This is a genomic window from Stenotrophomonas sp. 1278, from assembly GCF_029892765.1.
Classification (GTDB): domain Bacteria; phylum Pseudomonadota; class Gammaproteobacteria; order Xanthomonadales; family Xanthomonadaceae; genus Stenotrophomonas; species Stenotrophomonas indicatrix.
On the sequence record NZ_JARXWD010000016.1, the window covers coordinates 1 to 23829 of the forward strand.

The following is a 23829-nucleotide window of genomic DNA, read 5'->3' on the forward strand; positions in this document are numbered from 1 at the left end:
GGCCAACCGCCACCGGAAATCTGTCAGAGGCGGGGCGGTGTCGGAGTGCGGGGTGTCAGCCGCATGGATGCGGCTGCCAAGCCTACAGGGACGTACTTGCGGCGTCCCCGCACTCCGACACCGCCCCGCCAACCACGGAATGCCGCTCTTGCTGTTGCTCTGGCAGTGGCCTCTGCAGGTGCAGGGCGCAGCCCTGCCGAAACACACTTACCGCACTTGCTCCTGCTTGCGCACGATCGCCATCGCGATCTCCAACGACTGCTCGTAGTTCAATCGCGGGTCGACGGTCGAACGATAGGCGCGTTCCAGGTCACGTTCGGTCAGTTCGCGCGCACCGCCGGTGCATTCGGTCACATCCTCACCGGTCAGCTCCAGATGCACGCCGCCCAGGCGGGTGCCTGCGGCCGCGTGCAGGTCGAAGGACATCTCGACCTCGCCGCGCACGTTGTCGAAGCGCCGCGTCTTGAAGCCGTTGGCGGTGCTTTCGGTATTGCCATGCATCGCATCGCACACCCACAGCACGCGACGACCATCGCGCTTGACCGCATCCAGCAACGGCGGCAGCTTCTGCGCGATCTGCGCCGCGCCCATGCGGTGAATGAAGCTCAGGCGGCCCGGCTCGTCATCCGGGTTGAGCACATCGATCAGGCGCAGCAACTGGTCCGGCGTCACCGACGGCCCCACCTTGATCGCGATCGGATTGCGCACGCCGCGCAGGTACTCCACGTGCGCGCCATCCAGCGCGGCGGTACGCATGCCGATCCACGGATAGTGCGTGCTCAGGTTCAACCAGCCCTGCTGGCGCGGCACCTGCCGGGTCAGCGCCTGCTCGTAGGGCAGCAGCAGCGCTTCATGCGAGGTGTAGAAATCGATGCGGTTGAGGTTGTGCACGCGGGCCCCGGCCAGGGTCTCCATGAAGTGCACGGCATCACCGATCGAGGCCACCATCTTCTGGTACTCGGCGGCCAACGGCGAATGGCTAACCCATTCCAGGTTCCAGTATTCGGGATGGTGCAGATCGGCGAAGCCGCCATCGATCAGCGCCCGCACGAAGTTCATCGTCATCGCCGAATGCGCGTGGGCCTGCAGCATCCGCTTCGGGTCGGGCAGACGCGCCGCCTCGGTGAAGGCCGGCGCATTGATCACATCGCCGCGGTAGCTGGGCAGGGTCACGCCGTCGCGGGTCTCGGTATCGGCCGAGCGCGGCTTGGCGTACTGGCCGGCGAAACGGCCGACGCGGATCACCGGCTGGCGCAGGCCGTGCACCAGCACCAGGCTCATCTGCAGCAGCACCTTCAACCGGTTGGAGATAGTGCCCGATTCGCAGTCGCTGAAATTCTCCGCGCAGTCGCCGCCCTGCAACAGGAAACGCTTGCCTTCCTGGGCGTCGGCCAACTGCTGCTTCAGCGCCAGGATCTCCCACGAGGTCACCAGCGGCGGCAGCCGCTTCAGCTCGTGCAGCGCGGCATCCAGTGCCACCGGATCGGGATAGGTCGGCATCTGCAGCGCGGTCTTGCCCCGCCAGCTCTCCGGTGACCAGGCGGCGCCAGCAGCGATGGCGGCAGGATCGGGGGCGGGCGGAACGGCGGACAGGCTCATCACGGACATCCGGGGGTGGGGGGCGGTCATGGTCGCAGAGCCAGCCGCTGGCGCAAAGGGCTGGGCCGGTCATGACTGCCTGAACGGTGTGGAAAGGGGCCGTGTGATCGGCCAGAAACGGCATGGTCGCCATCGCCGGACAAGCGCATGATCGGTACGCAGTTGTTACGGAGTAACACTCCCTCATGGACCGGCCCCCCTCCCCCCTTCCCTGCCCATTTCCCATGAAGCCCTCCCTGCTCACCACCGCCATCACCTTCGCCCTGATCCTCACCAGCCAACCCGTGCTTGCCGCAGACACTGATGGCAGCGCGGCTGCGGTCAAGGACCTCGACGTAGTCACCGTCAGTGCTCAGCTCGACCAGGCCCGCAACGCCCTGTCACCGGACATCGGCAGCAGCCAGTACCAGATCACCGCCGAGGACATCCAGAAGCAGCCGCTGGGCGCCTCTGCCCCGCTCAGCCAGGTGCTGCTGCAGGCCCCGGGCGTGGTCCAGGACTCCTACGGCGGCGTGCACGTGCGCGGCGACCACGCCAACCTGCAGTACCGCATCAACGGCGTACTGCTGCCCGAATCGATCTCCGGCTTCGGCCAGACCCTGGATGCCCGCACCATCAAGAGCATCCGCCTGATGGATGGTGCGCTGCCGGCGCAGTTCGGTGAACGCACCGCCGCGGTGGTCGATATCACCACCCGCAGTGGCGCCGAGCTGGGCAACGGCGGCAGCGCTGGCATCACCGCCGGTTCGTTCGGCAAGGTCAACCCGAACGCCTCCTGGTGGGGCAACCAGGGCCGCTGGAGCTGGTTCCTGACCGGCAACTACGACCAGAACGAGGTCGGGCTGGAGAACCCCACCAGCGCACGCAGGCCGCTGCATGACGACACCCACCAGGGGAAGGCTTTTGCCGACCTGACCTATCTGGTCAACGACAGCACCCGCCTGAGCGTGTTCGCCGGCTTTGCCAACAACCGCTTCCAGATCCCGGTCAACCCGGGGCAGGCCCCGCAGTTCGGCTACCTGGACACCACCACCTTCGATTCCAGCCTGCTGGACGAAACCCAGCGCGAGGCCACCCGCTTCGGCATGCTGGTGCTGCAGGGCACGCTCGGCCAGACCGCGTACCAGCTCTCGGCCGGCCAGCGCTACAGCGATGTGGCCTTCAACCCGGACGTCGTGGGCGACCTGGTGTTCAGCGGCGTCGCCTCGCAGGTCCGGCGCAGCAACCGCGCCAACACCCTGCAGGCCGATTTCTCCACCCCCCTGGGCGACAACCACACCCTGCGTTATGGCTTGTATGGCAACTACGAACACGCCGCCGCCAACAACAGCAGCTGGGTCTTCCCGGTCGACGCCGATGGGCGGCAGACGAGCACCACGCCGCAGCTGATCCCGGACCGCAATGCCTTCCACGCCAGCACCGCAGCCTTGTACGTGCAGGACGAGTGGCGCATCGGCGATGACTGGACCGTCAATTACGGCCTGCGCGGCGACCGCTTCAAGGCCTTCGATCACACCGAGGGCCAGCTCAGCCCACGCCTGGGTGTGGTCTGGAACGCCAGCGACAGCACCACCGTGCACGCCGGCTATTCGCGCTACTTCACCCCGCCCGCCAGCGAACTGGTTGCCGGCAGCGATCTTGCCCTGTTCGATGGCACCAGCAACCAGCAACCCGCCGATGGCAGCAACACGCCGTTGTCCGAGCGCAGTGACTACTACGATATCGGCGTGTCACAGCAGGTCGGCGACCACCTCACCCTCGGCCTGGATGCCTACGACCGACGCGTGCACCGCCTGCAGGACGAAGGCCAGTTCGGCGCCGCCTACATCTATTCCACCTTCAACTATCGCCGCGGCCACATCCATGGTCTGGAGTTCAGCGCCGACTACAGCAACGGGCCGATCAGCGCGTACTTCAACGCGGCCTACAACAAGGCCATGGGCACCCAGGTCATCACCAGCCAGTACAACCTCGATCCGGATGCACTGGCCTACGTGCAACAGAACTGGATCCATCTGGACCACGACCAGAAGCTGACGTCTTCCGGCGGCGTCAGCTATGCGTTCGCTGGCCACAATCGGGTCGGTGCGAACTACGTGTACGGCAGCGGCCTGCGCTCGGACATCGAGGGCGTGCCCAATGGCGGCGAACTGCCGTCGTACCTGCAGGTCGATCTCAGCGCCGCGCATGACTTCAACGCCGACAGCGGTCATCCGCTGCATGTGCAACTGGCGGTGATCAACGCGCTGGATCGCAGCTACCAGCTGCGCGATGGCGGCGGCATCGGCGTGTTCGCACCGCAATGGGGACCACGTCGCGGCGCCTATCTGAGCCTGCAGCAGGACTTCTGAGGTACCACCGACTGCCGGCCAGCGGCCGGCACTACCGGAAAACAGTAGAGCCACGCCATGCGTGGCTCCGGACTGGCTCAGTGCTTGACCTTGCGCAGCGACACCACCAGCGCCCACAGGGCCAGCAGCACGAACCAGACCCCCGACCACATCGGCATGGTCAGGCCAAGGAACGTCCAGTCGATGTTGCCGCAGTTGCCGGTGCCGGTCAGCACGGTACGGAACACTTCCAGCGGCCCCATGGTCTCGCGCAGGAAGGCCAGCGGCGGGCCACAGGTCGCCCCCATTTCCGGCGGCAGCATCTGCACGTAGACATGGCGCGCGGCGATGCCCACGCCCACGGCGGCAGCGATGAAAGCGAGGATGCCGTAGGTCGCCCGCCCCGGACGGTTGGACGGCCCATGCAGGGCGCCGATCAGGAACAGCAGGCCCAGGGCCGCGAACGCCAGGCGCTGGAAGATGCACAGCGGACACGGTTCCAGCCCCATCTTCAGCTGCAGGAAAATCGCGTAGCCCAGCAGGCCCGCGCAGATCAGGAAGCCCAACAGGAACTGGGCGCGGAAAGGCCAGCGCAGAGGATTCATCGGCAACGCTCGTGTAGTACGGACCGCAAGCGTAACCGAGAGTGCGCGCCGTTCGAACCGCCACAACGTCGCGCCCGTCGGAACACGCCGGCGCGCGCGCCGCAACATGCGGGATCATCCACGCCCGGCGTGGATCTCCATCCGTCGCCCAGAAACGGAAAAACCCGGCACGAGGCCGGGTTCTTCGCCGAATGACGGGTGTCGCGCGTCGATTACTCTTCGACGGCTTCAGCCACGACCGGACGGTCAACCAGCTCAACGTAGGCCATCGGCGCGTTGTCGCCGGCGCGGAAGCCGCACTTCAGCAGGCGCAGGTAACCGCCCGGACGGTTCGCGTAGCGCGGGCCCAGGATGGTGAACAGGTTGCCGACGGCTTCGTTGTCGCGCAGGCGGGCAAAGGCCAGACGACGATTGGCGACGGAGTCGACCTTGGCCAGGGTGATCAGCGGCTCGGCGACGCGGCGCAGTTCCTTGGCCTTCGGCAGGGTGGTCTTGATCAGCTCGTGCTTGAACAGCGAGGCAGCCATGTTCTTGAACATCGCTTCGCGGTGGGCGCTGGTACGGCTGAACTTACGGCCGGATTTCTGGTGACGCATGGTGATATTCCTTGGTTAATGATGTGGCTTTGCGGATCGTTGTCGCCTTCCTGGCGCTGCTGCTCGGACTGCGGTTGGTCCTGGCCATCCGTCCTGGACGACCTGCCCGCGAACCTTCGTTCGTCGTGGCGGTATTGCCTTGGTGCAATGGCCCCGTCGTTGCCGACGGGGCCATGCGGTCTTGCAGAAAGGCGGTATCAGCCCAGCATGCCGTGGCTGGCGACGCCGGCCGGCGGCCAGTTCTCCAGCTTCATGCCGAGCGACAGGCCACGCTGGGCCAGCACTTCCTTGATCTCGGTGAGCGACTTCTTACCCAGGTTCGGGGTCTTCAGCAGCTCGACTTCGGTCTTCTGGATCAGATCGCCGATGTAGTAGATGCTCTCGGCCTTGAGGCAGTTGGCCGAACGCACGGTCAGTTCCAGATCGTCGATCGGGCGCAGCAGCACCGGATCCACGCCGTTGTTGGCCGGCTTCGCCGCACCGCGGTCGCGATGGGTGAAGTCACCGAACACCGACAGCTGATCGCTGAGGATGTCGGCAGCGGTACGCACTGCTTCTTCGGCGTCGATGGTGCCGTTGGTCTCGATATCGATGACCAGCTTGTCCAGGTCGGTGCGCTGTTCGACACGAGCCGCTTCCACGGCATAGGCGACACGGCGGACCGGCGAGAACGAGGCATCCAGGACCAGACGGCCGATGGCACGGGTTTCTTCGTCCGGACGACGACGCGCAGCTGCCGGCTGATAGCCGAAACCACGCTCGATCTTCAGACGCATGTTCACTGCCGTGTCCTTGGTCAGGTGGCAGATCACGTGGTCGCCGTTCAAGATCTCCACATTGTGGTCGACCTTGATGTCGGCAGCGGTGACAACGCCCGGACCCTGCTTGGACAGGGACAGAGTCGCGTTGTCGCCGGAGTGCATACGGATGGCCACGTCCTTCAGGTTCAGCAGGACTTCCAGCACGTCCTCCTGCAGACCTTCGACCGTGGTGTACTCATGCAACACGCCGTCGATTTCGACTTCCGTGATGGCGAAGCCCGGGATGGACGACAGCAGCACGCGACGCAGGGCATTACCCAGCGTATGCCCGTAACCCCGCTCCAAAGGTTCGATAACGACCTTTGCACGGGTGTCGGTAATGCGTTCGATCTGCGGACCGCGAGGACGCAGAACCTGGTTGGCGGTAACCGTCATGTTGCGGGTTCTCCTAGTGAACCCCCGGCCGTCGCCGGGGGCTCTCCAATGTGAATTACTTCGAATACAGCTCGACGATCAGCGCTTCGTTGATGTCCGCAGGCAGATCCGAACGATCCGGAACAGCCTTGAAGATGCCGGAGAACTTGCCGGAATCCACTTCAACCCACGACGGGCTCAGGTCATGCTGGGCGGCGACGGTCAGGGCTTCCTGGACGCGCAGCTGCTTGGCAGCCTTTTCAGACAGGGCGATGGCGTCGCCAGCCTTGACCTGGTACGAGGCCAGGTTGACCGACTTGCCATTCACGGTGACGCCGCGGTGCGACACCAGCTGACGGGCAGCCGGACGGGTCACGGCGAAGCCCATGCGGTAGACAACGTTGTCCAGGCGGGTTTCCAGCAGCTGCAGGAGGTTCTCGCCGGTGTTGCCCTTCTTGGTCGAGGCCTTCTTGTAGTAGTTGCGGAACTGACGCTCCAGCAGACCGTAGATACGCTTGACCTTCTGCTTTTCACGCAGCTGGGTAGCGTAGTCGGACAGCTTGCCCTTGCGGGCAGTGGCGCCATGCTGGCCGGGCTTCTGCTCCAACTTGCACTTGGAGTCCAGCGCACGCGCCGGGCTCTTCAGGGACAGGTCGGCGCCTTCGCGACGGGCGAGCTTACAGGTAGGACCGATATAACGAGCCATTTCTTATCGCTCCCTTTAGACGCGACGCTTCTTCGGCGGACGGCACCCGTTGTGCGGGATAGGCGTCACGTCGATGATGTTGGTGATCTTGTAGCCGACGTTGTTCAACGAACGCACGGCCGACTCACGGCCCGGACCCGGACCCTTGATGCGGACTTCCAGCGACTTCACGCCGTAGTCCAGCGCAGCACGACCGGCCTTTTCGGCAGCCACCTGGGCTGCGAACGGGGTCGACTTGCGCGAACCGCGGAAGCCAGCGCCACCGGAGGTCGCCCACGACAGAGCGTTGCCCTGACGGTCGGTGATGGTCACGATGGTGTTGTTGAACGAAGCGTGGACGTGGGCAACGCCGTCGGTGACGACGCGCTTGATCTTCTTCTTGGTCTTAGCAGCAGGCTTAGCCATTTATATGTCCCTTACTTCCTGATCGCCTTGCGCGGGCCCTTGCGGGTGCGGGCGTTGGTACGGGTGCGCTGGCCACGCAGCGGCAGACCGCGACGGTGACGCAGGCCGCGGTAGCAGCCCAGGTCCATCAGGCGCTTGATCGCGATACCGATTTCACGGCGCAGATCGCCTTCCACGATGTACTTGCCGACTTCGGCGCGCAGGCGCTCGATTTCCGGCTCCGACAGATCGCGGATCTTGGTGGTCGAAGTGACGCCTGCGACTTCGCAGACCTTCTTCGAACGGGTACGGCCGATGCCGTAAATGCTTTGCAACCCGACCCAGACATGCTTCTGGGCTGGCAGGTTGACGCCTGCAATACGCGCCATGACGCGGTTCTCCAGCTGAGTGATGGCCGACAGCGCGCTCGAGGCACGCCGATCCGGCAGGATGGATCAAAAAAGTGAACCAGTGATACTAACAAGGTTCCGGTTTACTTGGAAGCCCGTGAAACCAGAGGTTTCATGAACCCGGCCCGGGGAGTGTGCCCAGGCTCCGGCGCCGGATGGGGTTGGACCTGGAGTTGCCTCCCGGGCCGCCCGCGCTACTCCAGCGCGGGACCACCTCATCACACCCCCACCCGGAACCGCTGCGGGGGCCGCCCTTCGTTTGTGTGGCCAGAGTCCGCGAAGCGGAGGACCATCACGTCAGGAAGACGAAAGTATAACAGGCTAATCAGCCGCGAGCAAAACCGCCGCGGTTGCCGCCCTTCAGGTTGGCCTTCTTCAGCAGGCTCTCGTACTGGTGGGACATCAGGTGCGCCTGCACCTGGGCGATGAAGTCCATCACCACCACCACCACGATCAACAGCGAAGTACCGCCGAAATAGAACGAGGCGTTCAGCTGCGTGCGCATCAGTTCCGGCAGCAGGCAGACGATCACCAGGTAAGCCGAACCGGCAGCAGTCAGTCGGGTCAGCACGCCGTCGATGTAGTCGGCGGTGGCCTTGCCCGGACGGATACCCGGAATCAGCGCGCCCGACTTCTTCAGGTTGTCGGCGGTTTCCTGCGAGTTGAACACCAGCGCAGTATAGAAGAACGCGAAACCGGTGATCAGCGCAGCGAACACGATCATGTGCAGCGGCTCGCCCGGACCCAGGGCATTGGCGACCTTCTGCAGGGTCTGGCCAAAGGTGCTCTGGTTGGCAGCTTGGCCGGACCACATCGCCAGGGTGGCCGGGAAGGCCAGCAGGCTCGAGGCGAAGATCGCCGGGATGACGCCGGCCATGTTCAGCTTCAGCGGCAGGAACGAGGTCTGGTTCATGTACGCGTTGCGACCGCCCTGGCGGCGCGCGTAGTTCACCGTGATCCGGCGCTGACCACGTTCGACGAACACCACGAAGAAGGTGAAGGCGAGCACGACGATGGCGATCAGCAGCAGCTGGATGAACTGGATGTTGCCGTCGCGGTAGGCGTCGAAGGTGTGGATGACCGCACCCGGCAGGCCCGCCACGATACCGGCGAAGATGATCAGCGAGACGCCGTTGCCGATGCCGCGCTCGGTCACCTGCTCACCAACCCACATCAGGAACATGGTGCCGGCGGTCAGTGCGACCACGGCAGTGAGCACGAAGCCCATGCCCGGCATGTACACGACCGGTGCACCGGTCGGCGACACCTGGCCCTGCAGCGCCAGCGCGATCGAACCGCCCTGCACCACTGCGAGCAGCACAGCGCCGATGCGCGAATACTGGGTGATCTTGCGGCGGCCGGACTCACCTTCCTTCTGCATCGCCTTCAAGGCGGGGAAGATGTGCACAGCCAGCTGCATCACGATCGATGCCGAGATGTACGGCATCACGTTCAGCGCGAAAATGCTGAAACGGTGCAGGGCGCCGCCCGAGAACATGTTGAACATGTCCACGATGCCGCCGCCCTGCTGTTGCATCATGGCAAGCATGGCATCGGGATTGACGCCCGGCACCGGCACGTAGCAGCCGATGCGATAGACGATCAAAGCCCCGACGACGAACAGCAAACGTTGGCGAAGTTCAGTGAACTTGCCCATTCCGCCCGCGAGGTTACCGATGCCAGCTTGCGCCATGATTCTCTTACTCCGTTACGCTGCCGCCGGCAGCTTCGATCGCAGCCTTGGCACCGGCCGTGGCAGCAACACCCTTCAGGGTGAACGCCTTGGTCACTTCGCCCTTGACGACGACCTTGGCCTTCTTGGCAGTGCTCGGGACCAGCTTGGCAGCACGCAGGACAGCGAAGTCGATCTCGCCGGCCGGCAGCTTGTCCAGCTGGTACAGCAGCACTTCAGCGGTGTCCTTGGCGATCGGCGAACGGAAGCCGATCTTCGGCAGACGACGCTGCATGGGGGTCTGGCCGCCTTCGAAGCCAGCCTTGATCTTGCCGCCACCCTTACGGGCAAACGAACCCTTGTGGCCGCGGCCGCAGGTCTTGCCCAGGCCGGAGCCGATACCGCGACCGACGCGGGTACGCTCTTTACGAGCGCCCGGTGCCGGGCTCAATTCATTCAGATGCATGGTCATTGGATTATTCCTCAACCTTGACGAGGTAGTGGACCTTGTTGATCAGACCGCGAACCTGCGGGCTGTCCTTCAGTTCACGCACATCGTTGAGCTTGCCCAGACCCAGCGCACGCACCGACAGGCGATGACGCGCCTGGGCACCACGCAGGCCGCGAACCAGACGGACCTTGACGGTCTTGTTGGTTTCATTAGCCATGGTTGAGATCCTCCACCTTCTTGCCGCGCTTGGCCGCGATGCGAGCCGGCGACTGCGCTGCAGTCAGGCCCTTCACGGTGGCACGCACCAGGTTGATCGGGTTGCGCGAACCGGTGGCCTTGGCCAGCACGTTCTTCACGCCAACTGCTTCCAGCACGGCGCGCATGGCACCACCGGCAATGACGCCGGTACCTTCGGAAGCCGGCTGCATGAACACGCGCGCTGCGCCGTGACCATCCTTGATGGTGTGCCACAGGGTGCCGTTGTTCAGATCGACGGTGACCTGGTTCTTGCGAGCCTGCTCCATCGACTTCTGGATGGCGACCGGCACTTCGCGTGCCTTGCCATAACCGAAACCGACCTTGCCTTCGCCGTCGCCGACAACAGTCAGGGCGGTGAAGGTGAACTGACGGCCACCCTTGACGGTCTTGCTGACGCGATTGACCGCGACCAGCTTTTCGATCATGCCGTCATCGACTTTCTCTTCGCGGTTACGGTCGCGATCGCGACCCCGCTGCTGACGTTCTTCTGCCATGTTTATTCCTTGGTTGTTGGGTTATGTACGGCTCGAGGCCGCTTATGGTTGTGGAGTGGTGCGTTGTTGCGGTGGGCCGCTGCAGAAGAACGGCGCCGCCCAGCCTCACTCAGGCTGGCGAGCAGGCGGGCATGGGGACCGGAGTCCCCTGCCCTGATCCCTTAGAACTGCAGGCCGGCTTCGCGGGCAGCGTCAGCCAGGGCCTTGATGCGGCCGTGGTAACGGTAACCCGAACGATCGAAGGCAACCTTCTCGACGCCGGCGGCCTTGGCACGCTCAGCGACGATGCGGCCAACCTTGGCGGCGGCATCGGCGTTCTTGCCGTTCTTCAGGCCTTCCTTGATGTCGGCCTGGGTGGTGTTGGCGGCAGCCAGCACCTTCGAGCCGTCAGCGGTGAAGACCTGTGCATACAGGTGCTGGCCGGTGCGCAGCACCGACAGGCGGGCCACACCGAGCACACGGATGTGGGCACGGGTCGACTTGGCGCGACGCAGGCGGGCGATGTTCTTGTTCATGATCTTTTTCCCTGGAAAGCGGAAGGTCCTAATTAGGCCTTCTTGGCTTCCTTGCGAATGATGACTTCGTCGGAGTACTTCACGCCCTTGCCCTTGTACGGCTCCGGCTTGCGGAACGCACGGATCTTGGCGGCAGCTTCACCGACGGCCTGCTTGTCAGCGCCCTGCACCAGGATTTCAGTCTGGGTCGGGGTGGTGATGGTGATGCCTTCCGGCGCCACGAACACGATCGGGTGCGAGTAACCCAGCGACAGGCTGAGGTCCTTGCCCTGCATCGCGGCACGGTAACCCACGCCGACCAGCTCAAGCTTGCGCTCGAAGCCTTCGGAAACACCCTTGACCATGTTGGACAGGATGGCGCGGACGGTACCGGTCAGCGGGATCAGCTCCACGTTGTCGGTGCTCAGGGTGGCAACGCCGTTTTCGACATTGATGTTGATGCCAGCCGGCTTGGCCAGCGACAGGGTGCCCTTCGGGCCCTTGGCGATGACGTTGTCGTTCTGGACGTTCAGTTCAACCTTACCCAGGTCGATCGGCTTCTTGGCTACACGGGACATGGTCTACTCCTTTCGCCTTAGGCCACGAAGCACAGGACTTCGCCGCCGACGCCCAACTGGCGCGCCTGCGCATCAGTCATGATGCCCTTGGAAGTGGAAATGATGGAAATGCCCAGGCCGTTCATGACCTTCGGCAGTTCGCTCTTGCCGCGGTACTGGCGCAGGCCCGAACGCGAGAAGCGCTTCAGGGTCGCGATGACCGGCTTGCCTTCGAAATACTTCAGCACGATTTCCAGCTCGGACTTGTTGTTCTCGAGCGCGGTCACGCGCAGGTCGGCGATGTAACCCTCGTCCTTCAGGACCTGGGCGATCGCAACCTTGATCTTGGACGACGGGGCTTTCACCGTCTGCTTGCCAACCGCTGCCGCATTCTTGATGCGGACCAGCAGGTCGGCGATGGGATCAGTCATGCTCATATGAGTACCTTTGAGTGCACCGATATCCGCTTTCGCGAAAATCTGTTGTCTCCTGGAAACGGGCCAGGCCCCCTACCCCTACGCGTTGCGCAGAGCAAGACGCGGGAGTATACGCCAAAAGAGCCCGACTTGCGTCGGGCTCTTCGGTTTTTTGCACAGGGAAAGCTGAACGTCTCCCCTCCCCGGCTGCGAAGCCCCCCCGGGGGGAGCCCTCGCTGGCAGGACCGGCTGGGGTTACCAGCTGGCCTTGCGCAGGCCCGGAACGTCGCCACGCATGGTGGCTTCACGCAGCTTGTTGCGACCCAGGCCGAACTTGCTGTACACGCCACGCGGGCGGCCAGACAGTTCGCAACGGTTGCGATGGCGGCTCGGCGACGAATCGCGCGGCAGCTTCGACAACTTGGTGGCGGCCTCGATCTTCTCTTCGTAGCTCGCATCCGGGGAGGACACGATCTTCTTCAGAGCAGCACGCTTGACAGCGAACTTTTCAGCCAGCTTCTTCCGCTTGATGTCGCGGTTGACCATGGAGGTCTTTGCCATTTCGGTTTCCTCGACGAATCAGTTACGGAACGGGAACTTGAACGCTGCCAGCAGCGCCTTCGCTTCCGCGTCGGTCTTCGCAGTGGTGGTGATGGCGATATCCATACCGCGGATCGCGTCGACAGCGTCGAAGTCGATTTCCGGGAAGATGATCTGTTCCTTCACACCCATGTTGAAGTTGCCGCGACCGTCGAAGGAACGACCGGAAACACCACGGAAGTCGCGCACGCGCGGCAGCGAGATGTTGATCAGGCGGTCCAGGAACTCGTACATCTTGTGGCGACGCAGCGTGGTCTTGCAGCCGATCGGCCAACCATCACGGATCTTGAACGATGCCACCGAGATACGCGACTTGGTGACGATCGGCTTCTGGCCCGAGATCTTGGTCATGTCGCCAACGGCGTTTTCCAGGATCTTCTTGTTGGTGGCCGCTTCGCCGACACCCATGTTCAGGGTGACTTTGACCAGCTTCGGCACCTGCATGGAATTGGTGTAACCGAACTGCTTCATCAGCGCCGGCACCACTTCTTCCTTGTAAAACTTTTCGAGACGGGAAGTCATCTTCTCATTCCTCAGGCGTCGAGCGCCTCACCGCTGGAGCGGAACACACGCAGTTTGCGTCCATCCTCCAGCACCTTGAAGCCAACGCGCTCGCCCTTGCCCGAAGCCGGGTTCAGCACATTCACGTTGGAGATATGGATCGACGCTTCACGCTCGACCACGCCGCCGGCAACACCTGCCTGCGGGTTCGGCTTGGTGTGGCGCTTGACGATGTTCACGTTGGCGACGACCAGACGGTCGCCATCGACGCGGACGACTTCGCCCTGCTTACCCTTGTCCTTGCCGGCGTTGACGACAACCTGGTCGCCCTTCTTGATACGGTTAGCCATGATTATCTCCTGTCGCTCACAGCACTTCGGGAGCGAGCGAGACGATCTTCATGAACTTCTCCGAACGAAGTTCACGAGTCACCGGCCCGAAGATACGGGTCCCGATCGGCTCCTGCTTGTTGTTAAGCAGAACGGCGGCGTTGCCGTCGAAGCGGATCAGCGAGCCGTCGGCGCGACGCACACCCTTGCGGGTACGCACCACGACGGCGTCATACACTTCACCCTTCTTGACCTTGCCGCGCGGAATCGCATCCTTCACGGTGACCTTGATGATGTCGCCGATGCCGGCGTAACGGCGCTTGGAACCACCCAGCACCTTGAAGCACATCACTCGCTTGGCACCAGAATTGTCGGCGACGTCAAGGTAGCTCTGCATCTGGATCATGATTCAGACTCCTTATTCAGCCGCACGCGTGATGACTTCCACCACGCGCCAGTTCTTGGTCTTGGACATCGGAGCAATCTCGGTCACGCGGACGACATCGCCTTCCTTGCAGGCGTTGTCGGCATCGTGGGCGTGCAGCTTCGTCGAGCGCTTGATGTACTTGCCGTACAGTGCGTGCTTGACCTGACGCTCGACCAGGACGGTAACCGTCTTGTCCATCTTGTTGCTGACGACACGGCCTTCGACCGTGCGCAGCGCTTTGTTTTCAGTATTGTCGCTCATAGCGGCCATCCTTACTTCGTGCTGCCGAGCAGGGTCTTGACGCGAGCAATTTCGCGACGCACCCGGCGGATGTCGTGTGTCTTCGGCAGCTGGCCGGTGACCTGCTGCATACGGACAGAGAACTGTTCCTTACGCAGGTCGATCAGGTGGGCCTTGAGGTCGTCAGCCGACTTTTCACGGAGAGTTTTGATATCCATCAGCGCACCGTCCGGGTCACGAAAGTGGTGGTGACCGAGAGCTTGGCAGCGGCCAGGCGGAACGCCTCGCGTGCCACTTCCTCGGTAACACCCTCGATTTCATAGATCATGCGGCCGGGCTGGATCTGGGCCACCCAGTATTCCACGTTGCCCTTACCCGAACCCATTCGAACTTCGATGGGCTTCTTGGTGATGGGCTTGTCGGGGAACACTCGGATCCACATCTTGCCGCCGCGCTTCACGTAGCGGCTGATCGAACGGCGAGCCGCTTCGATCTGACGCGCGGTCAGCTGACCGTGGGCGGTTGCCTTCAGGCCGTACTCGCCAAAGCTGACAGCGTTTGCGCTCCAGCTGAGGCCTTCGTTACGGCCCTTGTGCACCTTGCGGTACTTGGTTCGCTTGGGTTGCAACATTGTCGTTACCTCGCTTCACGAGCCGGGCGCTGACGGTCACCGCGGTCGCCGCGATCATGACGATCGTTGCGCGACGGGGTGTCGTCCTGCTTTTCCTGGCCAACCTGGGAGAAATCGAAGACCTCGCCCTTGTAGATCCAGACCTTGATGCCGATGATGCCGTAGGTCGTCTTGGCTTCAGCGAAGCCGTAGTCGATGTCGGCACGCAGCGTGTGCAGCGGCACGCGGCCTTCGCGGTACCACTCCGAACGGGCGATTTCTGCACCGTTGAGGCGGCCACCGACGTTGACCTTGATGCCCAGGGCACCCAGGCGCATCGCGTTGCCGACCGAGCGCTTCATTGCGCGGCGGAACATGATGCGACGCTCCAGCTGCTGCGCGATCGATTCGGCAACCAGCTGTGCGTCCAGCTCGGGCTTGCGCACTTCGGTGACGTTGATGTGCGCCGGGACGCCCATCATCTCGCTCACTTCCTTGCGCAGCTTCTCGATGTCCTCACCGCGCTTGCCGATCACCACGCCCGGACGGGCGGTGTGGATCGTCACGCGAGCGGTCTTTGCCGGACGCTCGATCAGGATCTTGCTGATGCCGGCCTGCGCCAGCTTCTTGCGCAGCATTTCGCGCACTTTCAGGTCGGCTGCCAGGTAACCAGCGAACTCGGCCTTGTTGGCGTACCACTTGGAGTTCCAGTCCTTGGAAATGCCGAGGCGGATACCAATCGGATGAACTTTATGACCCATGGTCTTTTCCTTATCCGCTTACTTGGCGGCGCCCACAACCACAGTGATGTGGCTGGTGCGCTTGAGGATGCGGGTACCGCGGCCTTTCGCCCGCGCCATGAAACGCTTCAGGGTCGGACCTTCATCTACCATGATGGTCTGAACCTTCAGCTCGTCGACGTCGGCGCCCTGGTTGTTCTCGGCATTTGCAATAGCCGACTCCACCACCTTCTTGATCAGGTGGGCAGCCTTCTTGTCCGAGAACTTCAGCAGGTTGACGGCACGCTCGGCCGGCAGACCGCGCACCTGGTCAGCGACCAGACGTGCCTTCTGCGGGGAGATGCGCGCGGTGCGCAGGATGGCTTTCGCTTCCATTGTCATCTCTCCTTACTTGCCCGACTTCTTGTCACCACCGTGACCCTTGAAGGTCCGGGTGATGGCAAATTCGCCGAGCTTGTGGCCGACCATGTTCTCGTTGACGAGAACCGGGATGTGGTTCTTGCCGTTATGCACGGCAATGGTGACGCCTACCATGTCAGGCAGGATCATCGAACGACGCGACCAGGTCTTGATCGGACGCTTGCTACCCGCAGCGGCAGCCACCTTAGCAACCAGGTGGTGATCGACAAACGGGCCCTTCTTGAGTGAACGTGCCATGGTCGATTAGCCCCTACGATCGCGGACGATGAACTGCTGAGTGCGCTTGTTATGGCGCGTCTTGTAACCCTTGGTCGGAACACCCCACGGGGTGACCGGATGCGGGTTACCCTGGCCGGCCTTCGCCTCACCACCACCGTGCGGGTGGTCAACCGGGTTCATGGCAGCACCACGAACGGTCGGGCGGACGCCGCGCCAGCGCTTGGCACCGGCCTTGCCCAGCTTTTCCAGGCTGTGCTCGTCGTTGCCGACTTCGCCGATGGTCGCGCAGCACTCAACCGGAACCTTGCGCATCTCACCCGAGCGCAGGCGCAGGGTGGCGTAGATGCCTTCACGAGCAACCAGCTGCACGGCAGCACCTGCAGCGCGAGCAATCTGAGCGCCCTTGCCCGGCTTCAGCTCGATGCAGTGGATGGTGGTACCGACCGGGATGTTGCGCAGCGGCAGGGTGTTGCCCGCCTTGATCGGAGCATCCGAACCAGCGATCACCTGATCACCAGCCTTCAGACCCTTCGGGGCGATGATGTAGCGACGCTCGCCGTCGACGTAGCACAGCAGGGCGATGTGCGCGGTGCGGTTCGGATCGTATTCGATGCGTTCCACGCGCGCCGGGATGCCCAGCTTGTTGCGCTTGAAGTCAATCAGGCGGTAGTGCTGCTTGTGGCCACCACCGACGTGACGCACGGTGATGCGGCCGTGGTGGTTACGACCACCGGAACGGCTCTGCGACTCGACCAGCGGAGCGTGCGGAGCGCCCTTGTGCAGGTCGGGAGTAACCACGCGCACGGCCGAACGGCGACCGGGAGAAGTGGGCTTGAATTTCATCAATGGCATGGGATGTACCTCAGGCCTTGGCCGTTACATCGATCGACTGGCCGTCGGCCAGGCGAACGTACGCCTTGCGCCAATCGCCGCGGCGGCCAGCACGGTTACGGAAGGACTTGTTCTTGCCCTTGACGTTGACCACGTTGACTGCTTCGACCTTGACGTCGAACAGCTGCTCAACCGCGGCCTTTACATCGGCCTTGGTGGCTTCGTTCGAAATTTCGAAGACGTACTGATTGGAGAGTTCCTGCAGGCGCGCGGTCTTTTCGGAGACACGCGGGGCGAGCAGCACGCTGAAGATTTTTTCGTTGCTGTTCATGCCAGCCACTCCTCGACCTTCTTGACCGCGTCAGCGGTGATGACGACCGTGTCGGCACCGACCAGCGACACCGGATCCAGGCCCTGGACGTCACGCACTTCCACGTAGGGAATGTTGCGAGCCGACAGGTACAGGTGCTCGGAGGCTTCTTCAGTGACGATCAGCGGGCGCTTGCCCACTTCCAGGCCGGCCAGCTTGGCGATCAGAGCCTTCGTGTTGGTCGCTTCGACATCGAAGGACTCCACGATGGTCAGACGGCCCTGACGGTTCAGCTCGGACAGGATCGCGCACATGGCGGCACGGTACTGCTTACGATTGACCTTCTGCTCGAAGCTGCGCGGCTTTGCCGCGAAGGTGACACCGCCGCCGACGAAGATCGGAGCCGTCAGTGCGCCATGACGCGCGCCGCCGCCCTTCTGCTTCTTCGACTTCTTGGTGGTACCTGCCACTTCGGAGCGAGTCTTCTGCGCCTTGGTGCCGGCGCGACCGGCGTTGCGGTAAGCAACGACGACCTGGTGAACCAGATCTTCGCTGAAATCGCGACCGAACACGGCGTCGGAGACCGAGACCTTGTTATTGCTACCCGTGATAACGAGTTCCATCGTCATCTCTCCTTATGCCTTGCTCGCCGGACGGACGATCACGTCGCCACCCGCCGCGCCCGGAACGGCGCCGCGAACCGCGATCAGACCGCGTTCGACGTCGACCTTGACAACTTCCAGGTTCTGGGTGCTCTGCTGCACGGCGCCCATGTGACCGGACATCTTCTTACCCGGGAACACGCGGCCGGGCGTCTGGCGCTGACCCAGCGAACCCGGCGCGCGATGCGACAGCGAGTTGCCGTGGGTAGCGTCACCCATACGGAAGTTGTAGCGCTTGATGGTGCCCTGGAAGCCCTTACCCTTGGTGACACCCTGGACGTCGACGATCTGGCCGACTTCAAAGATGTCCGCCTTGACTTCGCCACCCACGGCGAAATCGCCGAGCTGGGCGTCTTCAACGCGGAATTCCCACAGGCCACGGCCCGCTTCCACTTTCGCCTTGGCGAAGTGGCCGGCTTCCGGCTTGTTGACCAGGGCAGCGCGACGCGCACCGACGGTCACCTGCACGGCGCTGTAGCCGTCAGTTTCGACGGTCTTGATCTGCGCGATGCGGTTGGGGGTTGCTTCGATCAGGGTCACCGGGATGGAACGGCCATCTTCGGTGAACACGCGGCTCATGCCAGCCTTGCGGCCCACGAAGCCCAACGAATACTTCTTCGTCATGGTCGTAGTCCTCAGGTCAGCTTGATCTGAACGTCGACGCCGGCAGCCAGTTCGAGCTTCATCAGCGCGTCCACGGTCTTGTCATTCGGGTCAACGATATCGAGCACGCGCTTGTGCGTGCGGGTCTCGTACTGGTCACGCGCGTCCTTGTCGACGTGCGGGGAGACGAGGATGGTGTAACGCTCGATCTTGGTCGGCAGCGGGATCGGGCCACGCACTTGCGCGCCGGTCCGCTTCGCCGTCTCAACGATCTCGCTGGCCGAACGGTCGATCAGACGATGATCGAACGCTTTCAGCCGGATCCGGATCTTTTGGTCCGCCATGGCGGTAGGTTCCTTCGATAAAAGAGCGACAGACAAAGCCTCTGGGTTGCTTTGCCCCATGAAATCCCTGAATACAGACGGCCCGCATTCCCGCAGGCCGACAAGGTCAATCCGTAGACCCCAAATGCATAGGCAGACCCGTGAAACCGGCCTGCCCAGACGGAGAAGCATAATGGCACGCAAGGCAGCTGTCAACAGTCTCCTGTTGACGCCGCCTGAATGGCATTGACCCTTCCTGGTCCGGGGAACACAAGGCACATCCTGTGCCTACTTTCCCGTTTGATACGCCCCGATGCCCTACCCAGGCAACATCGGGGCGCAGAGTCTAGCAGATTACTCGAGGATGTTGGCAACCACGCCAGCACCGACGGTACGGCCACCTTCGCGGATGGCGAAGCGCAGGCCGGCGTCCATGGCGACCGGGTTGATCAGGGTGACAACCATCTTCACGTTGTCGCCCGGCATCACCATCTCGACGCCTTCCGGCAGCTCGACCGCACCGGTGATGTCGGTGGTACGGAAGTAGAACTGCGGACGGTAGCCCTTGAAGAACGGGGTGTGACGGCCGCCTTCGTCCTTCGACAGCACGTACACTTCGGCGTCGAACTTGGTGTGCGGCTTGATCGAACCCGGCTTGGCCAGAACCTGGCCACGCTCGACGTCGTCACGCTTGGTGCCGCGCAGCAGCAGACCGGCGTTGTCGCCTGCCTGACCCTGGTCCAGCAGCTTGCGGAACATTTCCACGCCGGTCACGGTGGTCTTCTGCACCGGGCGGATGCCGACGATTTCGATTTCTTCGCCGACCTTGATCACGCCGCGCTCGATACGACCGGTCACCACGGTGCCGCGGCCCGAGATCGAGAACACGTCTTCGACCGGCATCAGGAACGCCTTGTCGACGTCACGCTCCGGGGTCGGGATCCAGGTGTCCAGCGCCTCGACCAGCTTGATGACGGCCGGCACGCCGATGTCGCTCTGGTCGCCTTCCAGCGCCAGACGGGCCGAACCCGAGATGATCGGGGTGTCGTCGCCCGGGAAGTCGTACTTGCTCAGCAGCTCGCGGACTTCCATTTCGACCAGTTCCAGCAGCTCGGCATCGTCAACCATGTCGGCCTTGTTCAGGAACACGACGATGTACGGCACGCCGACCTGACGCGACAGCAGGATGTGCTCGCGGGTCTGCGGCATCGGGCCGTCAGCGGCCGAGCACACCAGGATCGCGCCGTCCATCTGGGCAGCACCGGTGATCATGTTCTTGACGTAGTCAGCATGGCCCGGGCAATCGACGTGGGCGTAGTGACGAACGGTGGATTCGTACTCGACGTGCGCGGTCGAGATCGTGATGCCACGTGCCTTTTCTTCCGGCGCGGCGTCGATCGCGGAGTAATCCTTGAACTCGCCACCGAAGCGCTCGGCACCGATCTTGGTCAGTGCGGCGGTCAGCGTGGTCTTGCCATGATCGACGTGACCGATGGTGCCGACGTTGACGTGCGGCTTGGTGCGCTCGAACTTACCCTTTGCCATTTCGTTCTACCTTTTAGTTCGTAAGTGGTTTGGAGGACCTGAGCGTTACGCTCAGGACTTCTTCATGACTTCGTCGGCGATGTTGTTCGGCGCCGGCTCGTAGTGGTCAAATTCCATCGTGAAGGTGGCGCGGCCCTGGGTCTGCGAACGCAGCGAGGTCGCGTAGCCAAACATTTCGCCCAGCGGGATCATCGCGTTGATGATGCTGGCCGAACCGTCACCGGTGGTATCAGAACCCTGCAGAACGCCGCGACGACGGCTCACGTCGCCCATCACGTCACCCTGGTAATCCTCCGGGGTCACGATCTCGACCTTCATGATCGGCTCCAGCAGGACCGGCTTGGCCTTGCGGAAGCCTTCCTTGAAGGCCATCGAGGAAGCGAGCTTGAACGCCATTTCCGAGGAGTCGACGTCGTGGTACGAGCCGAACACCAGCTTCACCTTGACGTCCACGACCGGGAAGCCAGCCAGCGGACCGTTGGTGATGGTTTCGCGCAGACCCTTTTCAATCGACGGAATGAATTCCTTCGGAATCACGCCACCGGTGATGTCGTTGATGAACAGGAAGTCGTCCTTGATACCCGCGGCGATCTTCGGATCTGCACGATCAGCATCGGTGATCGGCGACAGCTCGATCACGACGTGACCGTACTGACCCTTACCACCGGACTGCTTGGCGTGCTTGTAGTCCGACTTCACGTCCGACAGGGTGATCGTTTCGCGGTAAGCCACCTGCGGCTTGCCGACGTTGGCTTCAACGTTGAACTCGCGCTTCATGCGGTCAACGATGATGTCCAGGTGCAGCTCGCCCATGCCCGAGATGATGGTCTGGCCGGATTCTTCGTCGGTCTTGACGCGGAACGACGGATCTTCCTGGGCCAGACGACCCAGTGCCAGACCCATCTTTTCCTGGTCGGACTTGGTCTTCGGCTCGACGGCCATCGAGATGACCGGTTCCGGGAACACCATGCGCTCGAGGATGATCGGCTGATCCATGGAGCACAGGGTGTCACCGGTGGTGGTGTCCTTCAGGCCCACGGCGGCGGCGATGTCGCCTGCCAGCACTTCCTTGATTTCTTCACGGTTGTTGGAGTGCATCTGCAGGATACGGCCGATGCGCTCCTTCTTGCCCTTCACCGAGTTCAGCAGCTGGTCGCCTGCATTCAACGTGCCCGAGTAGACACGGAAGAAGGTCAGCGCGCCGACGAACGGGTCGGTGATGATCTTGAAGGCCAGGGCCGAGAAGGGAGCCTTGTCGTCAGACTTGCGGCTCATTTCCTTGGTTTCATCGTCAACGTCGGTACCGGTCACGTCCGGCACGTCGATCGGCGACGGCAGCAGCTGGATCACGCCGTCCAGCATGGCCTGCACGCCCTTGTTCTTGAACGCCGAGCCGCAGTACATCGGCACGATGTCGGTCGCCAGGGTGCGCACGCGCAGGGCTTCGATGATCTCGGCCTCGGTCAGCTCATCGCCGCCCAGGTACTTGTCCATCAGCTCTTCGCTGGCTTCGGCAGCCGCTTCGATCATGAAGGTACGGGCTTCGGTCGCTTCAGCCAGCAGGTCGGCCGGCACATCGCTGTACTCGAACTTCATGCCCTGCGAAGCCTCATCCCAATGGATGGCCTTCATCTTCAGCAGATCGACGACGCCCTTGAAGCCTTCCTCAGCGCCGATCGGCAGCTGCATCGGAACGGCCTTGGCACCCAGCTTCGCCTTCAGCTGGCCGACGACCTTGGTGAAGTTGGCGCCGGTGCGGTCCATCTTGTTGACGAACGCGATGCGCGGCACCTTGTAACGGTTGGCCTGGCGCCACACGGTTTCCGACTGCGGCTGCACGCCACCGACGGCACACAGCACGAAGACGGCACCGTCGAGCACGCGCAGCGAGCGCTCCACTTCGATGGTGAAGTCGACGTGCCCGGGGGTGTCGATGATGTTGAAGCGGTGCTCCGGCAGGGACTTGTCCATGCCCTTCCAGAACGCGGTGGTCGCAGCGGACTGGATCGTGATGCCACGCTCCTGCTCCTGCTCCATCCAGTCCATGGTGGCGGCGCCGTCATGCACTTCACCGATCTTGTGGCTCTTGCCGGTGTAGAACAGGATGCGCTCGGACGTGGTGGTCTTGCCGGCATCGATGTGGGCCATGATGCCGAAATTGCGGTAACGCTCGATGGGAGTGGAACGGGCCACGGGGAGCCTCTCAGATTTCTTGGATTTCGGATGGCCGAACGCCGCCTTTCGGCGGCCTTCGGATTGGCGCAGCCCTTCTGGGGCCGCGAGGCAGCACCGAGATGGTGCTGCCCTGCCTGTTTTACAAGGCCGTCAAACTCACCAGCGGTAGTGGGCGAATGCCTTGTTGGCTTCGGCCATGCGGTGGGTTTCTTCGCGCTTCTTGATGGCGCCGCCACGGTTTTCCGAGGCGTCGATCAGTTCAGCAGCCAGCTTCTTCGGCATGGTGTTCTCACCACGCTTGCGCGCGGAGTCGATCAGCCAACGCATGGCCAGAGCCATCTTGCGCGAGGCGCGCACTTCGACCGGCACCTGGTAGGTGGCACCACCGACGCGGCGGGACTTGACTTCGACCGACGGAGCCACGTTTTCCAGAGCCTTCTGAACCAGCTCGACGGAATTCGGGTTCTTCTCACCGATCACGTCCATGGCGCCATAGACGATCTTTTCAGCGACCGACTTCTTGCCGCTCAGCATCACCATGTTGATGAAACGGGCGATGGTTTCGCTTCCGTGCTTCGGATCCGGCAGGACTGCGCGCTGCGGCGTATTACCTTTACGAGACATGTGTGCTTTCCCTTAGCTCTTCGGACGCTTGGCGCCGTACTTGGAACGGCCCTGGCGACGCTTGGCAACGCCAGAGGCGTCGAGCGAACCACGAACGGTGTGGTAACGCACACCCGGCAGATCCTTGACGCGACCGCCACGGATCAGGACCACGGAGTGCTCCTGCAGGTTGTGGCCTTCACCGCCGATGTAGGAAATCACTTCTTCCTGGTTGGTCAGGCGAACCTTGGCAACCTTGCGAAGGGCCGAGTTCGGCTTCTTCGGAGTAGTGGTGTAAACGCGCGTGCAGACGCCACGGCGCTGGGGGCACTTTTCGAGAGCCGGCGAGGCGCTCTTATAAGTGGTTGCCTGCCGCGGCTTGCGGACAAGCTGATTGATCGTCGCCATCAGTATGTTCTTCTGAGAGAGGCCGAAAAAAACCGGCCATGAATGCGGATATGTGCGAGCAGGCGAAAGACCGGCCTGCTGAGACAGACGATTGTAGCAACCTGGCGAAAACGCGGTCAAATGCGCACACGCCAAG

General features: G+C 62.8%; 34 protein-coding genes. 1 reads left to right on the forward strand and 33 read right to left on the reverse strand.

The genetic code is table 11. The features are described 5' to 3' along the window. Positions 1–207: 207 nt before the first annotated feature. Positions 208–1599, reverse strand: a complete 1392-nt coding sequence (locus M2299_RS13890; protein WP_025879324.1) for a 3-deoxy-7-phosphoheptulonate synthase class II — start codon at positions 1597–1599, stop codon at positions 208–210. Between the two features lie 224 nt (positions 1600–1823). Between M2299_RS13890 and M2299_RS13895 the strand changes: the two genes are divergently transcribed. After that, positions 1824–3950, forward strand: coding sequence for a TonB-dependent receptor (locus tag M2299_RS13895; RefSeq protein ID WP_280884552.1), 2127 nt, complete (start codon positions 1824–1826; stop codon positions 3948–3950). Positions 3951–4027: 77 nt separating this feature from the next. Here M2299_RS13895 and M2299_RS13900 read toward each other — a convergent pair whose 3' ends face one another. The 32 genes from M2299_RS13900 to rpsL all read right to left on the reverse strand — a co-directional run bounded on the left by M2299_RS13900 (position 4028) and on the right by rpsL (position 23693). After that, entirely contained in the window at positions 4028–4534 is a 507-nt protein-coding gene (locus M2299_RS13900) for a disulfide bond formation protein B (protein WP_025879322.1), read from the reverse strand. 212 nt (positions 4535–4746) lie between these two features. Continuing rightward, complete coding sequence (gene rplQ / locus M2299_RS13905; protein ID WP_025879321.1) at positions 4747–5130, reverse strand: 50S ribosomal protein L17; 384 nt, start codon at positions 5128–5130, stop codon at positions 4747–4749. A 197-nt stretch (positions 5131–5327) separates the two neighbouring features. Then, complete coding sequence (gene rpoA, locus M2299_RS13910; protein ID WP_025879320.1) at positions 5328–6326, reverse strand: DNA-directed RNA polymerase subunit alpha; 999 nt, start codon at positions 6324–6326, stop codon at positions 5328–5330. 55 nt (positions 6327–6381) lie between these two features. Next, a complete protein-coding gene (gene rpsD / locus M2299_RS13915; RefSeq protein WP_025879319.1) occupies positions 6382–7011 on the reverse strand; it encodes a 30S ribosomal protein S4 in 630 nt (209 codons plus the stop codon). Positions 7012–7026: 15 nt separating this feature from the next. Further along, positions 7027–7416 (reverse strand): 30S ribosomal protein S11, encoded by a 390-nt coding sequence (rpsK, locus tag M2299_RS13920; RefSeq protein WP_004145443.1) that lies wholly within the window; start codon positions 7414–7416, stop codon positions 7027–7029. 11 nt (positions 7417–7427) lie between these two features. Beyond that, positions 7428–7784, reverse strand: coding sequence for a 30S ribosomal protein S13 (rpsM, locus tag M2299_RS13925; RefSeq protein WP_025879318.1), 357 nt, complete (start codon positions 7782–7784; stop codon positions 7428–7430). A 346-nt stretch (positions 7785–8130) separates the two neighbouring features. Continuing rightward, positions 8131–9498 carry a preprotein translocase subunit SecY gene (secY, locus tag M2299_RS13930; protein WP_025879317.1) on the reverse strand — a complete coding sequence of 456 codons (1368 nt, stop codon included), beginning with the start codon at positions 9496–9498 and terminating at the stop codon, positions 8131–8133. 7 nt (positions 9499–9505) lie between these two features. Beyond that, complete coding sequence (gene rplO / locus M2299_RS13935; RefSeq protein ID WP_025879316.1) at positions 9506–9949, reverse strand: 50S ribosomal protein L15; 444 nt, start codon at positions 9947–9949, stop codon at positions 9506–9508. A 4-nt stretch (positions 9950–9953) separates the two neighbouring features. Continuing rightward, positions 9954–10145, reverse strand: a complete 192-nt coding sequence (gene rpmD, locus M2299_RS13940) for a 50S ribosomal protein L30 (RefSeq protein WP_025879315.1) — start codon at positions 10143–10145, stop codon at positions 9954–9956. Next, positions 10138–10680, reverse strand: a complete 543-nt coding sequence (gene rpsE, locus M2299_RS13945) for a 30S ribosomal protein S5 (protein WP_025879314.1) — start codon at positions 10678–10680, stop codon at positions 10138–10140. Before rpsE ends, rpmD begins: the two co-directional genes overlap by 8 nt. A 161-nt stretch (positions 10681–10841) precedes the next feature. Continuing rightward, complete coding sequence (rplR, locus tag M2299_RS13950) at positions 10842–11195, reverse strand: 50S ribosomal protein L18 (RefSeq protein ID WP_025879313.1); 354 nt, start codon at positions 11193–11195, stop codon at positions 10842–10844. A 32-nt stretch (positions 11196–11227) separates the two neighbouring features. Next, on the reverse strand, positions 11228–11752 hold the full coding sequence (gene rplF, locus M2299_RS13955; RefSeq protein ID WP_099782946.1) for a 50S ribosomal protein L6: 525 nt from the start codon (positions 11750–11752) through the stop codon (positions 11228–11230). 17 nt (positions 11753–11769) lie between these two features. Next, positions 11770–12168 (reverse strand): 30S ribosomal protein S8, encoded by a 399-nt coding sequence (rpsH, locus tag M2299_RS13960; RefSeq protein ID WP_025879311.1) that lies wholly within the window; start codon positions 12166–12168, stop codon positions 11770–11772. Positions 12169–12402: 234 nt separating this feature from the next. After that, positions 12403–12708: a 30S ribosomal protein S14 gene (gene rpsN / locus M2299_RS13965; protein ID WP_032977438.1), complete on the reverse strand. Its 306-nt coding sequence runs from the start codon at positions 12706–12708 to the stop codon at positions 12403–12405. A gap of 18 nt (positions 12709–12726) precedes the next feature. Then, a complete protein-coding gene (rplE, locus tag M2299_RS13970; protein WP_025879309.1) occupies positions 12727–13269 on the reverse strand; it encodes a 50S ribosomal protein L5 in 543 nt (180 codons plus the stop codon). A gap of 11 nt (positions 13270–13280) precedes the next feature. After that, on the reverse strand, positions 13281–13598 hold the full coding sequence (gene rplX / locus M2299_RS13975; RefSeq protein ID WP_025879308.1) for a 50S ribosomal protein L24: 318 nt from the start codon (positions 13596–13598) through the stop codon (positions 13281–13283). A 16-nt stretch (positions 13599–13614) separates the two neighbouring features. Beyond that, positions 13615–13983 carry a 50S ribosomal protein L14 gene (rplN, locus tag M2299_RS13980; protein ID WP_025879307.1) on the reverse strand — a complete coding sequence of 123 codons (369 nt, stop codon included), beginning with the start codon at positions 13981–13983 and terminating at the stop codon, positions 13615–13617. Between the two features lie 12 nt (positions 13984–13995). Beyond that, positions 13996–14265, reverse strand: coding sequence for a 30S ribosomal protein S17 (gene rpsQ / locus M2299_RS13985; protein WP_004145355.1), 270 nt, complete (start codon positions 14263–14265; stop codon positions 13996–13998). 11 nt (positions 14266–14276) lie between these two features. Continuing rightward, positions 14277–14462, reverse strand: a complete 186-nt coding sequence (rpmC, locus tag M2299_RS13990) for a 50S ribosomal protein L29 (RefSeq protein ID WP_025879306.1) — start codon at positions 14460–14462, stop codon at positions 14277–14279. Further along, positions 14462–14875 (reverse strand): 50S ribosomal protein L16, encoded by a 414-nt coding sequence (gene rplP, locus M2299_RS13995; RefSeq protein WP_025879305.1) that lies wholly within the window; start codon positions 14873–14875, stop codon positions 14462–14464. The genes rpmC and rplP overlap by 1 nt, the downstream gene beginning before the upstream one ends. Positions 14876–14880: 5 nt before the next feature. Then, positions 14881–15615 carry a 30S ribosomal protein S3 gene (gene rpsC, locus M2299_RS14000; protein WP_004145350.1) on the reverse strand — a complete coding sequence of 245 codons (735 nt, stop codon included), beginning with the start codon at positions 15613–15615 and terminating at the stop codon, positions 14881–14883. Between the two features lie 18 nt (positions 15616–15633). Next, the gene (gene rplV, locus M2299_RS14005) at positions 15634–15969 is read right to left on the reverse strand and encodes a 50S ribosomal protein L22 (protein ID WP_004145348.1); all 336 of its coding nucleotides are present in this window, start codon (positions 15967–15969) and stop codon (positions 15634–15636) included. Between the two features lie 12 nt (positions 15970–15981). Further along, a complete protein-coding gene (rpsS, locus tag M2299_RS14010; RefSeq protein ID WP_004145340.1) occupies positions 15982–16251 on the reverse strand; it encodes a 30S ribosomal protein S19 in 270 nt (89 codons plus the stop codon). Between the two features lie 6 nt (positions 16252–16257). Then, positions 16258–17085, reverse strand: a complete 828-nt coding sequence (gene rplB, locus M2299_RS14015) for a 50S ribosomal protein L2 (RefSeq protein WP_025879304.1) — start codon at positions 17083–17085, stop codon at positions 16258–16260. Positions 17086–17095: 10 nt separating this feature from the next. Further along, positions 17096–17395 (reverse strand): 50S ribosomal protein L23, encoded by a 300-nt coding sequence (rplW, locus tag M2299_RS14020; protein ID WP_025879303.1) that lies wholly within the window; start codon positions 17393–17395, stop codon positions 17096–17098. Then, positions 17392–17997 carry a 50S ribosomal protein L4 gene (gene rplD, locus M2299_RS14025; protein ID WP_025879302.1) on the reverse strand — a complete coding sequence of 202 codons (606 nt, stop codon included), beginning with the start codon at positions 17995–17997 and terminating at the stop codon, positions 17392–17394. Before rplD ends, rplW begins: the two co-directional genes overlap by 4 nt. 12 nt (positions 17998–18009) lie before the next feature. Beyond that, positions 18010–18660: a 50S ribosomal protein L3 gene (rplC, locus tag M2299_RS14030; RefSeq protein WP_025879301.1), complete on the reverse strand. Its 651-nt coding sequence runs from the start codon at positions 18658–18660 to the stop codon at positions 18010–18012. 11 nt (positions 18661–18671) lie between these two features. After that, a complete protein-coding gene (rpsJ, locus tag M2299_RS14035) occupies positions 18672–18983 on the reverse strand; it encodes a 30S ribosomal protein S10 (RefSeq protein ID WP_010341589.1) in 312 nt (103 codons plus the stop codon). 333 nt (positions 18984–19316) lie between these two features. Further along, complete coding sequence (tuf, locus tag M2299_RS14040) at positions 19317–20507, reverse strand: elongation factor Tu (RefSeq protein WP_032977440.1); 1191 nt, start codon at positions 20505–20507, stop codon at positions 19317–19319. Between the two features lie 51 nt (positions 20508–20558). Then, on the reverse strand, positions 20559–22700 hold the full coding sequence (gene fusA, locus M2299_RS14045; protein ID WP_025879342.1) for an elongation factor G: 2142 nt from the start codon (positions 22698–22700) through the stop codon (positions 20559–20561). 138 nt (positions 22701–22838) lie between these two features. Next, positions 22839–23306: a 30S ribosomal protein S7 gene (gene rpsG / locus M2299_RS14050; RefSeq protein ID WP_025879343.1), complete on the reverse strand. Its 468-nt coding sequence runs from the start codon at positions 23304–23306 to the stop codon at positions 22839–22841. Between the two features lie 12 nt (positions 23307–23318). Next, on the reverse strand, positions 23319–23693 hold the full coding sequence (gene rpsL / locus M2299_RS14055) for a 30S ribosomal protein S12 (protein ID WP_025879344.1): 375 nt from the start codon (positions 23691–23693) through the stop codon (positions 23319–23321). Positions 23694–23829 lie beyond the last annotated feature (136 nt).

Coding starts and splice junctions, on each gene's coding strand:
- M2299_RS13890 (WP_025879324.1), bottom strand. CDS start 1,599: ATGAGCCTGTCCGCCGTTCCGCCCGCCCCCGATCCTGCCGCCATCGCT.
- M2299_RS13895 (WP_280884552.1), top strand. CDS start 1,824: ATGAAGCCCTCCCTGCTCACCACCGCCATCACCTTCGCCCTGATCCTC.
- M2299_RS13900 (WP_025879322.1), bottom strand. CDS start 4,534: ATGAATCCTCTGCGCTGGCCTTTCCGCGCCCAGTTCCTGTTGGGCTTC.
- rplQ (WP_025879321.1), bottom strand. CDS start 5,130: ATGCGTCACCAGAAATCCGGCCGTAAGTTCAGCCGTACCAGCGCCCAC.
- rpoA (WP_025879320.1), bottom strand. CDS start 6,326: ATGACGGTTACCGCCAACCAGGTTCTGCGTCCTCGCGGTCCGCAGATC.
- rpsD (WP_025879319.1), bottom strand. CDS start 7,011: ATGGCTCGTTATATCGGTCCTACCTGTAAGCTCGCCCGTCGCGAAGGC.
- rpsK (WP_004145443.1), bottom strand. CDS start 7,416: ATGGCTAAGCCTGCTGCTAAGACCAAGAAGAAGATCAAGCGCGTCGTC.
- rpsM (WP_025879318.1), bottom strand. CDS start 7,784: ATGGCGCGTATTGCAGGCGTCAACCTGCCAGCCCAGAAGCATGTCTGG.
- secY (WP_025879317.1), bottom strand. CDS start 9,498: ATGGCGCAAGCTGGCATCGGTAACCTCGCGGGCGGAATGGGCAAGTTC.
- rplO (WP_025879316.1), bottom strand. CDS start 9,949: ATGACCATGCATCTGAATGAATTGAGCCCGGCACCGGGCGCTCGTAAA.
- rpmD (WP_025879315.1), bottom strand. CDS start 10,145: ATGGCTAATGAAACCAACAAGACCGTCAAGGTCCGTCTGGTTCGCGGC.
- rpsE (WP_025879314.1), bottom strand. CDS start 10,680: ATGGCAGAAGAACGTCAGCAGCGGGGTCGCGATCGCGACCGTAACCGC.
- rplR (WP_025879313.1), bottom strand. CDS start 11,195: ATGAACAAGAACATCGCCCGCCTGCGTCGCGCCAAGTCGACCCGTGCC.
- rplF (WP_099782946.1), bottom strand. CDS start 11,752: ATGTCCCGTGTAGCCAAGAAGCCGATCGACCTGGGTAAGGTTGAACTG.
- rpsH (WP_025879311.1), bottom strand. CDS start 12,168: ATGAGCATGACTGATCCCATCGCCGACCTGCTGGTCCGCATCAAGAAT.
- rpsN (WP_032977438.1), bottom strand. CDS start 12,708: ATGGCAAAGACCTCCATGGTCAACCGCGACATCAAGCGGAAGAAGCTG.
- rplE (WP_025879309.1), bottom strand. CDS start 13,269: ATGACTTCCCGTCTCGAAAAGTTTTACAAGGAAGAAGTGGTGCCGGCG.
- rplX (WP_025879308.1), bottom strand. CDS start 13,598: ATGGCTAACCGTATCAAGAAGGGCGACCAGGTTGTCGTCAACGCCGGC.
- rplN (WP_025879307.1), bottom strand. CDS start 13,983: ATGATCCAGATGCAGAGCTACCTTGACGTCGCCGACAATTCTGGTGCC.
- rpsQ (WP_004145355.1), bottom strand. CDS start 14,265: ATGAGCGACAATACTGAAAACAAAGCGCTGCGCACGGTCGAAGGCCGT.
- rpmC (WP_025879306.1), bottom strand. CDS start 14,462: ATGGATATCAAAACTCTCCGTGAAAAGTCGGCTGACGACCTCAAGGCC.
- rplP (WP_025879305.1), bottom strand. CDS start 14,875: ATGTTGCAACCCAAGCGAACCAAGTACCGCAAGGTGCACAAGGGCCGT.
- rpsC (WP_004145350.1), bottom strand. CDS start 15,615: ATGGGTCATAAAGTTCATCCGATTGGTATCCGCCTCGGCATTTCCAAG.
- rplV (WP_004145348.1), bottom strand. CDS start 15,969: ATGGAAGCGAAAGCCATCCTGCGCACCGCGCGCATCTCCCCGCAGAAG.
- rpsS (WP_004145340.1), bottom strand. CDS start 16,251: ATGGCACGTTCACTCAAGAAGGGCCCGTTTGTCGATCACCACCTGGTT.
- rplB (WP_025879304.1), bottom strand. CDS start 17,085: ATGCCATTGATGAAATTCAAGCCCACTTCTCCCGGTCGCCGTTCGGCC.
- rplW (WP_025879303.1), bottom strand. CDS start 17,395: ATGAACAGCAACGAAAAAATCTTCAGCGTGCTGCTCGCCCCGCGTGTC.
- rplD (WP_025879302.1), bottom strand. CDS start 17,997: ATGGAACTCGTTATCACGGGTAGCAATAACAAGGTCTCGGTCTCCGAC.
- rplC (WP_025879301.1), bottom strand. CDS start 18,660: ATGACGAAGAAGTATTCGTTGGGCTTCGTGGGCCGCAAGGCTGGCATG.
- rpsJ (WP_010341589.1), bottom strand. CDS start 18,983: ATGGCGGACCAAAAGATCCGGATCCGGCTGAAAGCGTTCGATCATCGT.
- tuf (WP_032977440.1), bottom strand. CDS start 20,507: ATGGCAAAGGGTAAGTTCGAGCGCACCAAGCCGCACGTCAACGTCGGC.
- rpsG (WP_025879343.1), bottom strand. CDS start 23,306: ATGTCTCGTAAAGGTAATACGCCGCAGCGCGCAGTCCTGCCGGATCCG.
- rpsL (WP_025879344.1), bottom strand. CDS start 23,693: ATGGCGACGATCAATCAGCTTGTCCGCAAGCCGCGGCAGGCAACCACT.